We start from the raw sequence: 11,910 nt of genomic DNA, 5'->3' as shown, positions 1-11,910 counted from the left end.
TTACGCTTGCCGCTTGCCGCTTGCCGCTTGCCGCTTGCCGCTGCTTTTTTCATATCCATATAGCCGAAGGTTCTTGATCGGCTGCTTATTATAAGAAACTCCCTTTGCTACAATGCCTGCCAGTCGAATCGGGCCGTGCGGCCGCTAGCCATTCAACGTGAGTACACCATGCTGGAAAAACTGACCCATCTGAAGCAACTGGAAGCGGAAAGCATCCACATCATTCGTGAAGTGGCTGCCGAGTTCCAGAACCCGGTCATGCTCTATTCGATCGGTAAAGACTCCGCCGTGATGCTGCATCTGGCGCGGAAGGCGTTCTATCCTGGCCGTCTGCCGTTCCCGGTTTTGCACGTGGATACCGGCTGGAAATTCCAGGCGATGTACGAGTTCCGCGAAAAGATGGTCAAGGAAATGGACCTCGACCTGCTGGTGCATATGAACCCGGAAGGTGTTGCCCAAGGCGTTAACCCCTTCACCCACGGCAGTGCAGTGCATACCGACGTGATGAAAACCCAGGGTCTGAAGCAGGCGCTGGACAAGTACGGCTTCGACGCGGCCTTTGGTGGCGCGCGCCGTGACGAAGAGAAGTCCCGCGCCAAGGAGCGTGTGTACTCCTTCCGTGACAAGCACCACCGCTGGGACCCGAAGAACCAGCGCCCCGAGCTGTGGAACATCTACAACGGCAAGGTGCACAAGGGCGAAAGCATTCGCGTGTTCCCGCTGTCCAACTGGACCGAGCTGGACATCTGGCAATACATCTATCTGGAAAGCATTCCGATTGTGCCGCTGTACTTCGCCGCCGAACGTCCGGTCGTTGAATACAACGGCTCGCTGATCATGGTCGACGACGACCGCATGCCGCTGGATGGCAAGACTCCGGAAATGAAAATGGTCCGCTTCCGTACCCTGGGCTGCTACCCGCTGACCGGCGCCGTCGAATCCAGCGCCGCCACGCTGCCGGAAATCATCCAGGAAATGCTGCTGACCAAAACCTCCGAGCGCCAAGGCCGCGTCATTGACCATGACTCCGCTGGCTCGATGGAAGAGAAGAAGCGGCAGGGCTATTTCTAAAGCCGCAAGCTTCAAGCAGCAAGCGACAAGCTGAGCTGAGTCGCGTTGGAGGGCTGCTTGAGCAGGCAACATGGAGGTTGCTGATGGATTTCGAACGGCTTGAAGTGTGGCAGCGTGGAAAGGCGTTGTCTGTTGCCATGTACAGAGCGCTGGCAAACTGCCCCGATTACGGGTTTCGGAACCAGCTGACACGGGCCGCGCTGTCTATTCCCAGTAATATTGCCGAGGGGATGGAACGTGGAGGTAACGCCGAGAAGCGGTATTTTCTCAGCGTCGCCAAGGGCTCATGCGCTGAGGTGCGAACCCAGTTGATGGTGGGGCAGGAGATAGAGTTTCTGGAATTGACACTGGCCACACACTGGATCAGTGAGACCCGCGAGCTGTCGCGCATGCTGACAGGCTTGATTAACCGAATTACCGAATAGCTGCAGGGGCCGCTTGTCGCTTGCAGCTTGCAGCTTGGAGCTTTGATAGATGTCGCATCAATCCGATCTGATCAGCCAGGACATCCTGGCCTACCTGAGCCAGCACGAACGCAAGGAACTGCTGCGCTTTCTGACCTGCGGTAACGTCGATGACGGTAAGAGCACGCTGATTGGGCGTCTGCTGCACGACTCCAAGATGATCTATGAAGATCACATGGAAGCCATCACCCGTGACTCCAAGAAGTCTGGTACCACCGGTGAGGAAGTGGATCTGGCGCTGCTGGTTGATGGTCTGCAGGCCGAGCGGGAGCAGGGCATCACCATCGACGTTGCCTACCGCTACTTCTCTACCGCCAAGCGCAAGTTCATCATCGCCGACACCCCCGGCCATGAGCAGTACACCCGCAACATGGCGACCGGTGCCTCGACCTGTGATCTGGCGATCATTCTGATCGACGCCCGTTACGGCGTGCAGACCCAGACCAAGCGTCACAGCTTCATTGCCTCGCTGCTCGGCATCAAGCACATCGTGGTTGCGGTTAACAAGATGGACCTGATGGACTTCGATCAGACCGTCTACGACAAGATTCGTGAAGATTATCTGCAGTTCGCCAGCGGGCTGGAGCTGCTCGACGGTGACAAGGTGCAGTTTGTGCCGATGTCGGCGCTCAAGGGCGACAACGTTGTAAACCGCAGCGAGCGCAGCCCCTGGTACACCGGCCCGTCGCTGATGGAAATTCTCGAGACCGTCGAGATCGCCAACGATCGCAACACCACCGATCTGCGTTTTCCGGTTCAGCTGGTCACCCGCCCGAACCTGAACTTCCGCGGCTTTGCTGGCACCATCGCCTCGGGTGTGGTGCGCAAGGGCGACGAGCTGACCGTTTTGCCGTCCGGTAAGGGCAGCCGCGTCAAATCCATCGTCACCTTTGATGGTGAGCTGGAAGAAGCCGGCCCCGGTCAGGCAGTGACTCTGACGCTGGAAGACGAGATCGATATCTCCCGTGGCGACATGCTGTGCCACGCCGACAATCGTCCGCTGATCGGTGATCAGTTTGAAGCGACCCTGGTGTGGATGGCCGAGCAGCCGATGCAGCCGGGCCGCAAGTACGACATCAAGCGCGCTACCAGCTACAGCCCGGCGTCCTTTACCCGCATTCAGCATCGCATCGACGTCAACACCATGGAGCAGCAGCCCGCTGCCCAGCTGGCGCTGAACGAGATTGGCCGGGTACAGGTTGCCCTGGAACGTCCGATTGCCTATGACGACTACCAGACCAACCATACCGCGGGGTCGTTTATCGTCATCGATCGGATGACTAATGGCACCGTTGGCGCGGGCATGATCGTCGCCAAGGCGCAGGACGGTCAGAACACCAGTGGCGGTCACCACGGCCGACTGGCCCACGTAACGGCGACCGAGCGCGCTGAACGCTTTGGTCAGGAGCCGGTTACCGTGCTGTTCACCGGCCTGTCCGGTTCGGGCAAGAGCTCCATCGCCTACGCGCTGGAACGCAAGCTGTTTGACGCTGGCCGTGCCTGCTATGTGCTGGACGGCAAGGTGCTGCGTCAGGACCTGAGCAAGGGGCTGGCGATGGACGCTGCCGGCCGTGCCGAGAACCTGCACAAGGGTGCACGTATTGCGCGTCAGATGAATGAAGCGGGCCTGATTGCCATCGGTGCCTTCGTTGCGCCGACCGAGGAAAGCCGCGCCACCGCGCGTCACATCCTCGGCGACCGCTGCCTGCTGGTTCACCTGAACACCCCGCTGGAGGTCTGCCAGCAACGTGACCCGTCCGGTATCTACGCGGCCAACGTCGAAGGCACCATTCCCGGTGTGTCCTTCCCGTATGAAGCGCCGACCGATGCCGATCTGGTGCTCAACACCGCCGAGCTGGATCTGGAAGGCTGCGTTGAACAGGTGGTTGGCCTGCTGCGTGAGCGCAAGCTGATCTGACCGGTTGTTGAAAGGGGCTCGCCATGACGCCAGCAGATATCGACTTTATGCGGCTGGCGCTCGCCGAAGCCCGGCTGGCTGCCGAACGGGGCGAAGTCCCGGTCGGCGCCGTGCTGGTTCAGGATGGCAAGGTGGTCGGCCGGGGCTTCAACCAGCCGATCACCAGCCATGATCCCAGCGCCCACGCCGAGATGGTTGCCATTCGCCAGGCCGCAACGGCTCTGCAGAACTACCGCCTGCCCGGCACCACCCTGTACGTCACCCTCGAACCCTGCACCATGTGCTCCGGCCTGTTGATCCACAGTCGCATCGCACGTCTGGTCTACGGCGCCAGCGAACCGCGTGCCGGCGCCGTCGCCAGCCGCAGCCAGGTGCTCGATCAGCCGTGGATGAACCACCGCATACAGGTTGAAGGTGGGGTGTTGGCCGAGGAGTGTGGGGCGCTGTTGTCGGCGTTTTTCAGGGTCAGGCGGAAGGCGTAGCCTTCCAGCTGCAAGCCGCAAGCCGCAAGCAAAACCCGTGCGGTGTTGAATCGCGCGGGTTTTTTTATGGTTCTTTGCGGCGTGGCGGTGCGCGCGAGGTGTTTCATCCCGTTCGTCGGCGACCTTCCTGTAGGGCGGACAAAGCCAAAGGCGTGTCCGCGAGGGTGGCATCAAGCCGGCAAAATACGTTGAGCCTCGGCACTTGCGGGAACGCGGCGGCCACGCTGCGCTTAGTCCGCCCTACAACACAGCGCCAGCCCGTAGGGCGGACTAAGCGCAGCGTGTCCGCCGAGGCGGCGTCAAGACGGCACCAGGCTATGACCACCCACTTCGCGGCTGAAGTAGTTTTGCTTTTAGCTTGCAGCTTGCAGCTTGCAGCTGTGTAGCGCAGCGCGGAGCGCTGCGCTACACCCCATCCGGCAACTGCTCGAGAATCCCCGGTGCGTGGTATTGCTCGGCGGGTTGCTGGCGGGATTCGGATTGGGGTTGGGTGACCCATTGCAGGATGTCGTAGTAGCGACGGATGTTCTGCACGTAGTGCACCGGTTCAGAGCCGCGGGCGTAGCCGTAGCGGGTCTTGCTGTACCACTGCTTCTTTTGCAGCAGTGGCAGAAAATCCTTCACATCAATCCAGCGGTTCGGGTCGCGGCCACCCTCGGCGGTGAGTTTGCGTGCGTCATCGAGGTGGCCAAGGCCGACGTTATAGGCGGCCAGCGCGAACCAGGTGCGGTCCGGCTCCGGAATGTCCGCGGGAATCTGGTCGCGTACCCAGATCAGGTAGCGGGCGCCGCCGTTGATGCTTTGCTGCGGATCAACCCGGTTGGTGACGCCGACAAACTTGGCGGTCGGCAGGGTCAGCATCATCAGGCCACGTACGCCGGTTGCCGAGCGGGCGTCCGGATCCCACAGCGACTCCTGGTAGCTCATGGCGGCCAGCAGCCGCCAGTCCAAACCGTTCTGATCGCCGGCCTGGCGCAGATAGGTCTCGTAGCGCGGCAGGCGGGTCTGCATGTGGGTGGCGAAGGCGCGGGCACCGACGTAATCGAGTACGTCCGAGTGGCCGTAGAAGCGCTCGATCAACTGGTCCAGCGTGCCGTCGTCCTTGATCGCGGCGAAGAAGCCATTAACCGCATCCAGCAGCGTGGTATCGGTATATTCGCGCAGCGCCCAGGCCATCGGCTGGCCATCACCGAGGTCAAAGGCCACGCTGACCGCCGGATAGAACGCCTGATTGACCACCAGTTCGTTGGAGTAGACCACCGCGCTGTCGATCTCGCCGTCGTTGACCATGCGCAGCAGGTCGACGACTTCCACGTTGTCGGATTCTTCGAAGGTCAGCTCCGGGTGGCTGGCCTGCAGCTCCCGTAACTGGTCAGCCAGGGTGCTGCCCTTGAGTACCATCAGACGCTTGTCGTACAGATCTTCAATGCTGCGCGGTTTGCGACTGCCGCGGCGGTAGACGACCTGAGGGATGACGTCGAGATACGGCGTGGCAAACCGGACCTGTTCGCTGCGCGCCGGGTTGACCGTCAGCCCGGCTGCAGCCAGCTGCGGGCCGTCGGCATCAGCAAGCTGGTGGTAAAGGCTGTCCACGGTGTCGGCGGTCTGCATGTCCAGTGACACGCCCAGGCTGTCGGCAAAGCGCTTGGCCAGCTCATACTCAAGACCGGTATCACCGTTACGATCCTGGTAGTAGGTGGTAGGCGTATTGCGGGTGATCACCCGCAGTGAACCAGCCTCCTGAATCTGCTCCAGTTGACTGCTTTGCTCACAGGCGGCCAGCAGAACAGCGCAGAGCGCGGTGGCCAGAGCCTTGAAACGGGGAGGGTGAAAGGCTGGTCGATGCATGGCGCCAGTATAGGCAAAAGCGCGGTGCGGCAATAGTCGCCAGTGCAGTCGGCACGGCTGGTCGGCCTGCTGCGCACGGCATGGCCCAACCGGCCCGCTTGGGGTATCCTATGCGCCTCTTTTTTCCCACTGTTCGCATCCCGAGGCCGATACCGACATGCATATCCTGCGTGGAGCCCCAGCCCTTTCCGATTTTCGTCGTACCAAGTTGCTCGCCAGGCTGCAAGGCCGCCTTGCCGGAGTGACCGGGGTTTACGCCGAGTTCATGCATTTCGCCGAGCTGAGCAGCGAGCTGGACGAGCAATCCGCGCAGGTGCTTGATCGTCTGCTGCGCTACGGTCCGTCCGTGCCGGTTGAAGAGCCGGCCGGCGAGCTGGTGCTGGTAGTGCCGCGTTTTGGCACTATCTCTCCCTGGTCCAGCAAGGCGACCGATATCGCCCGCAACTGCGGTCTGAGTCAGGTGCTGCGTCTGGAGCGCGGTATCGCCTATTACGTCACTGGCCAGCTGTCTGCTGATGACCGCACGACGCTGAAAGCCGAGCTGCACGACCGCATGACCGAGCTGGCGCTGGACGATCTGCAGGCCGCTGCGCCGCTGTTTGCCCACACCGAGCCCAAGCCGTTCCAGCGTGTCGACATTCTGGCCGGTGGCCGTGCCGCCCTGGTTGAAGCCAACAGCAGCCTGGGTCTGGCACTGGCCGAAGACGAGATCGACTATCTGGTCGAGAGTTTCACCGGCCTTGGTCGCAACCCGAGCGACGTCGAGCTGATGATGTTCGCCCAGGCCAACTCCGAGCACTGCCGTCACAAGATCTTCAATGCCAGCTGGGATATCGACGGTCAGGCGCAGGACAAGAGCCTGTTCGGCATGATCAAGAGCACCTATCAGATGCACAGCGAAGGCGTGCTGTCTGCCTATAAGGACAACGCCGCGGTAATCGAAGGTTTCACCGCCGGCCGTTTCTTCCCGGTGCCGGGCAGTAATGAGTACCGCGCTCATGAAGAGCCGGTGCACATCCTGATGAAGGTGGAAACCCACAATCACCCGACCGCTATTGCCCCGTTCCCGGGCGCGTCTACCGGTTCTGGTGGCGAGATTCGTGACGAAGGTGCTACCGGTATCGGCGGCAAGCCGAAGGCCGGCCTGACCGGGTTTACCGTGTCCAACCTGCGTATTCCGGGCTTCGTTCAGCCGTGGGAAGAAGACAACGGCAAGCCGTCGCGCATCGTGACGCCGCTGCAGATCATGATCGAAGGCCCGCTCGGCGGCGCTGCGTTCAACAACGAATTCGGTCGTCCGAACCTGAACGGTTACTTCCGTACCTTCGAGACCACCATCGACTCGCCCCGTGGCCCGGAAACCCGTGGTTACCACAAGCCGATCATGATCGCTGGTGGCATGGGCAACATTCGTGCGACCCACGTCGAGAAGTCTGACATTCCGGTTGGCGCCAAGCTGATCGTGCTGGGCGGCCCGGCGATGCTGATTGGTCTGGGCGGCGGCGCGGCGTCTTCCATGGCCACCGGTGCCAGCGCCGAGGATCTGGACTTTGCCTCCGTGCAGCGTGAGAACCCGGAAATGGAACGCCGCTGTCAGGAGGTCATCGACCGCTGCTGGCAGCTGGGTGACAAGAACCCGATCGCCTTTATCCACGACGTGGGCGCGGGCGGCCTGTCCAATGCCTTCCCGGAGCTGGTCAACGACGGTGGTCGCGGCGGCCGTTTCGAGCTGCGCAATGTACCGAACGACGAGCCGGGCATGAGCCCGCTGGAAATCTGGTCCAACGAATCCCAGGAACGCTACGTGATGGCCGTGCCGAACGCCGATTTCGAGCGTTTCGAAGCCATCTGCCAGCGTGAGCGTTGCCCCTTCGCCGTGGTTGGTGAAGCGACTGAAGAGCAACTGCTGCTGCTCAACGACAGCCACTTCGACAACCAGCCGGTCGATATGCCGCTCTCGGTTCTGCTCGGCAAGCCGCCGCGCATGCACCGCAGCGTCGAGCGCGAAGCCGAGCAGGGCGACGACTTCAGCGCCAACGAGCTGAACCTGAACGATGCCGCCGAGCGCGTACTGCGCCTGCCGGCGGTAGCCAGCAAACAGTTCCTGATCACCATCGGCGACCGCAGCATCACCGGTATGGTCACCCGCGACCAGATGGTCGGCCCCTGGCAGGTGCCGGTGGCTGACTGTGCCGTCACCTCCACCAGCTTCGACGTCAACACCGGTGAAGCCATGGCCATGGGTGAGCGCACGCCGCTGGCGCTGCTCAACGCCCCGGCCTCCGGGCGCATGGCGGTTGCCGAGACCGTGACCAACCTGGCTGCCGCGCGTATCGCCAAGCTGTCCGACATCAAACTGTCGGCCAACTGGATGTCTGCTGCCGGTCACCCGGGTGAAGACGCGCGCCTGTACGACACCGTCAAGGCAGTCGGCATGGAGCTGTGCCCCGAGCTGGGCATCACCATTCCGGTCGGCAAGGACTCCATGTCCATGAAGACCCGCTGGGATGAAGCCGGCAAGGAGAAGTCGGTTACCTCGCCGCTGTCGCTGATCGTTACCGGTTTTGCCCCGGTACAGGACGTGCGCGCCACCCTGACCCCGCAACTGCGTCTGGATCATGGCGCAACCGATCTGATCCTGATTGATCTGGGCCGTGGCCAGAACCGTCTGGGCGGCTCGGCGCTGGCGCAGGTCTACAACAAGATCGGCCAGCAGGTGCCGGATCTGGACGATGCCGAAGACCTCAAGGCCTTCTTTGCCGTGATCCAGGGCCTGAACCAGGACGAGCTGCTGCTTGCCTACCACGACCGCTCCGACGGTGGCCTGTTCACCACTCTGACCGAGATGGCCTTTGCCGCCCGCTGTGGCCTGAACATCAACCTCGACGTACTGGCACAAGACGCCAGCACACTGGCCGAGGTGCTGTTCAACGAAGAACTGGGCGCGGTCATTCAGGTATCCCAGGACGACACCGAGGAAGTGCTGGCGCAGCTGTCTGCCGCCGGTCTGGGTGACTGCAGCGCGGTGATCGGCCAGCCGAGCAGCGAGCAGAGCATTCGCTTCGAGTTCAACGGCAAACCGGTGCTGGAGAACACCCGCGCGGTCTGGCAACAGGCCTGGAGCGAAACCAGCTGGCAGATTCAGCGCCTGCGTGACAACGCCGAGTGCGCCGATCAGGAATTCGAGAACATCGCCGACGACGCCAACCCGGGTCTGCACGCGCTGCTCAGCTTCGACATCAACGACGACGTTGCCGCACCGCTCATCAGCAATGGGGTGCGCCCGCGTGTCGCCATTCTGCGTGAGCAGGGTGTCAACGGTCAGGTCGAGATGGCGGCAGCCTTCAACCGCGCCGGTTTCAGCGCGGTCGACGTGCACATGAGCGACATCCTCAGCGGCCGCGTTGACCTGACCGACTTCCGCGGTCTGGTCGCCTGCGGCGGCTTCTCCTACGGCGACGTCCTCGGCGCCGGTGAGGGCTGGGCCAAGTCGATCCTGTTCAACAGCATCGCCCGTGAAGCTTTCACCGCGTTCTTTGCCCGCCCGGACACCTTCGCCCTGGGCGTGTGCAACGGCTGCCAGATGCTCTCCAACCTGCGTGAGCTGATCCCGGGCAGCGACCACTGGCCGCGCTTTGTGCGCAACCGTTCCGAGCAGTTCGAGGCGCGGGTTGCCATGGTTGAAGTCCAGCCCTCGCCGTCGATCTTCCTCAGTGGCATGGTTGGCAGCCGCCTGCCGATTGCCATCGCCCACGGTGAAGGTCACGCCGAGTTCGCCAGCAGCGCCGCCGTTGATGCCTGTGAAGCCGCCAACGCGGTTGCCCTGCGCTACGTCGACAACCGTGGCCGCATGACCGAGCGCTACCCGGCCAACCCGAACGGCTCGCCGCGCGGCATCACCGGCCTGACCACCCGCGACGGTCGCGTCACCATCATGATGCCGCACCCCGAACGCGTGTTCCGCGCCGTGCAGAACTCCTGGCATCCGGATGACTGGAGCGAGGATGGCGGCTGGATGCGCATGTTCCGCAACGCCCGTGTGTGGGTCGGCTAAACGACCGCTGCGCTATCAGCAACCCCGCAACAACCCCGGCCCCGCGCCGGGGTTGTTCGTTTAAACAGAGTTGTTTTGACGTTGTGAATGCGGCCAGATACACCTGCGCCCTACCGTAGGGGCGCAGCATGCTGCGCCCGAGCGGCGTCTAACAGCCGCGCAGCGTTTCGGGGGATAGACAGCCCATTGCGCCCTGCAATAGTCTTGAAGCAGGAAACGGATTGCCCGGCTAAGCCAAAGGCCTACCCGAGCAGACTTTGCACCCCGGCAAAGGCATTACCAAGGACATGGGTATAAATCTGCGTAGTACGCACATCGGCATGCCCCAGCAGCGTCTGCACCGCATTGACATGCAGATGGTGCCGCACGATGTTGCCCTCATCGTCAGCACACAACCCCTGCGAGGGGAACAGCCACTGCCACTCAAGCGACCGCGCCGCGTTAGGGTATTTACGCCGGAGCGCGTAGGGCAGGCTCGCGTCGCACTGGTAAAACGCATCCTGCTTGCGCCAGGCACGCTGGATGCGCGCTCTGCGTTCACGCAGCGGCTCGATCAGCGACGTCGGCAGCAGCGTGGTGCGGTCCTTGTCCCCTTTGCCGCTGCGCACCGTGATGATCTGGCGGTCGAAGTCGATGTCTTTGATACGCAGCCGACAGGCTTCAACAACACGCAGCCCCGAACCGTACATCAGCGACGCGATCAGCTTGTGAGGCTCCTGCAGCAGGGCGATGATCTGGGTTGCTTCACCGTGCGTCAGCACTGTCGGGATACGTGCAGGGCGCTTCGCCCGCACTGTGTCACCGATATCACCCAGTGGCCGATCAAGCACCTTCCCGTAAAGAAACACCAGAGCATTAAGTGCCTGATTCTGCGTAGCGGCAGTCACATGCCGGCTGACAGCCAGCCAGGTCAAAAAAGCGCTGACCTCGGCAGGCCCCATTTCCAGAGGGTGACGCATCTGGTGATAACGCAGGAAGTAGCGTATCCAGTACCAATAGGTCTTCTCGGTGCGAATGCTGTAGTGATTCACCCTGATGACGTTACGAAACTGCTCGTGCAGGCGTGGCTTGGCTGGTGTGGTGTCCATATCGCATCAATGCTGTATGTTTGTACAGTATTATTGGTTGCGCAAAAAGAGGAAGTCAAGCGAATACAGATGGTATGCGGCGACAACAATCTAACCAATTGTTTTAAAGAGAATTTTTAGTTGTTTGATAACCTGGGCGAGACGTTGTTATGAAGAAGTCACGAATATGCAGTCATAAAGCCGTCGGTCCACTCAACTGTTATGGCAAAAGGATAGCTCGATCGTGATACTTGATGATCTTATTGCAAACATAAATAGTATTTTGAATAGGATAACCATTTCCAAGTTAAACGCTTATGCATATACGCAAAATCAGCTGCATTTGGTGAATGTATCCAACGATCAGAATTACCAAAGAACATTTAATGGGTTTTATCGTGTCAGGCTGCCAATTACAGCAGCTTACGCAACCTATTACGCACTGATCGAGCAAAACAAAAATAACCAAAACCCATCGCTTCAATTAATCTTAGATACCCTCTTTAACGCTACGGGCCGTGTGGAAACGTCGTTCGGTTCAAAATTGCTCGCAACAGTGAATCCTAATGTTGCTCCATTGGATAGTGTTGTTCTTGGGCATTTGGGGTTGAGGTTGCCAACGTCCTCTGGGCAGTCGAGTAATGCAAGAATACTGCAATGCGTTAATGTTCATAATAATCTGGTCATGTGCATGAACACACTAATAACGCTGCCACAGTTTCAAACGTTAAGGTCACAATTCCAAAATAGATTTCCGGGGTATCATTTTACTGATGTTAAAATACTTGATTTATTGCTTTGGCAATATCGGCCATAACAAGTCAAAGCACTCGGACGCAGCACAGCTGCGCCGGTGATTGAGGCGTTAGGGAATCGCTGATCAATTCAGATTTGCGCATTACCGGTGTCGATCAACTGAATTTTTGATGCAGCGAACCTGTTCTTGGCGACATTGCTCCGCAAATCGCCTTCAACTCTGGCCATTTTGGCCTATTTCCACCCGACT

General features: G+C 60.4%; 8 protein-coding genes. 6 read left to right on the top strand and 2 right to left on the bottom strand.

All coding sequences use genetic code 11. The features are described from left to right. Window positions 1-168 precede the first annotated feature (168 nt). The 4 genes from cysD to tadA all read left to right on the top strand — a co-directional run bounded on the left by cysD (window position 169) and on the right by tadA (window position 3,935). A complete protein-coding gene (cysD, locus tag AC13EY_RS08015) occupies window positions 169-1,071 on the top strand; it encodes a sulfate adenylyltransferase subunit CysD (RefSeq protein ID WP_088273256.1) in 903 nt (300 codons plus the stop codon). 83 nt (window positions 1,072-1,154) lie between these two features. Then, a complete protein-coding gene (locus tag AC13EY_RS08010; protein ID WP_096003141.1) occupies window positions 1,155-1,496 on the top strand; it encodes a four helix bundle protein in 342 nt (113 codons plus the stop codon). A 49-nt stretch (window positions 1,497-1,545) separates the two neighbouring features. Continuing rightward, the gene (gene cysN, locus AC13EY_RS08005; RefSeq protein ID WP_228247564.1) at window positions 1,546-3,453 is read left to right on the top strand and encodes a sulfate adenylyltransferase subunit CysN; all 1,908 of its coding nucleotides are present in this window, start codon (window positions 1,546-1,548) and stop codon (window positions 3,451-3,453) included. Between the two features lie 23 nt (window positions 3,454-3,476). Continuing rightward, on the top strand, window positions 3,477-3,935 hold the full coding sequence (gene tadA, locus AC13EY_RS08000) for a tRNA adenosine(34) deaminase TadA (protein ID WP_228247563.1): 459 nt from the start codon (window positions 3,477-3,479) through the stop codon (window positions 3,933-3,935). Between the two features lie 405 nt (window positions 3,936-4,340). Here the strand turns inward: tadA and mltF are convergent, their stop codons facing one another. Further along, a complete protein-coding gene (mltF, locus tag AC13EY_RS07995) occupies window positions 4,341-5,783 on the bottom strand; it encodes a membrane-bound lytic murein transglycosylase MltF (RefSeq protein WP_088273895.1) in 1,443 nt (480 codons plus the stop codon). A gap of 157 nt (window positions 5,784-5,940) precedes the next feature. Between mltF and purL the strand changes: the two genes are divergently transcribed. Then, window positions 5,941-9,837: a phosphoribosylformylglycinamidine synthase gene (purL, locus tag AC13EY_RS07990; RefSeq protein WP_228247562.1), complete on the top strand. Its 3,897-nt coding sequence runs from the start codon at window positions 5,941-5,943 to the stop codon at window positions 9,835-9,837. A 242-nt stretch (window positions 9,838-10,079) separates the two neighbouring features. On the opposite strand, the gene AC13EY_RS07985 is transcribed toward purL, so the two are convergent. Further along, window positions 10,080-10,925: an integron integrase gene (locus tag AC13EY_RS07985; RefSeq protein WP_228247561.1), complete on the bottom strand. Its 846-nt coding sequence runs from the start codon at window positions 10,923-10,925 to the stop codon at window positions 10,080-10,082. 223 nt (window positions 10,926-11,148) lie between these two features. On the opposite strand from AC13EY_RS07985, the gene AC13EY_RS07980 reads away from it, so the two are divergent. Continuing rightward, window positions 11,149-11,721 carry a hypothetical protein gene (locus AC13EY_RS07980; protein WP_228247560.1) on the top strand — a complete coding sequence of 191 codons (573 nt, stop codon included), beginning with the start codon at window positions 11,149-11,151 and terminating at the stop codon, window positions 11,719-11,721. The last annotated feature ends 189 nt before the right edge of the window (window positions 11,722-11,910 follow it).

Source organism: Halopseudomonas sp. L-58, assembly GCF_056859475.1.
This window is presented reverse-complemented; position numbering and strand designations above follow the sequence as displayed.

What these genes read in the sequence shown, in the direction of transcription:
- cysD (WP_088273256.1), top strand. Translation starts at nt 169, where the DNA reads ATGCTGGAAAAACTGACCCATCTGAAGCAACTGGAAGCGGAAAGCATC.
- AC13EY_RS08010 (WP_096003141.1), top strand. Translation starts at nt 1,155, where the DNA reads ATGGATTTCGAACGGCTTGAAGTGTGGCAGCGTGGAAAGGCGTTGTCT.
- cysN (WP_228247564.1), top strand. Translation starts at nt 1,546, where the DNA reads ATGTCGCATCAATCCGATCTGATCAGCCAGGACATCCTGGCCTACCTG.
- tadA (WP_228247563.1), top strand. Translation starts at nt 3,477, where the DNA reads ATGACGCCAGCAGATATCGACTTTATGCGGCTGGCGCTCGCCGAAGCC.
- mltF (WP_088273895.1), bottom strand. Translation starts at nt 5,783, where the DNA reads ATGCATCGACCAGCCTTTCACCCTCCCCGTTTCAAGGCTCTGGCCACC.
- purL (WP_228247562.1), top strand. Translation starts at nt 5,941, where the DNA reads ATGCATATCCTGCGTGGAGCCCCAGCCCTTTCCGATTTTCGTCGTACC.
- AC13EY_RS07985 (WP_228247561.1), bottom strand. Translation starts at nt 10,925, where the DNA reads ATGGACACCACACCAGCCAAGCCACGCCTGCACGAGCAGTTTCGTAAC.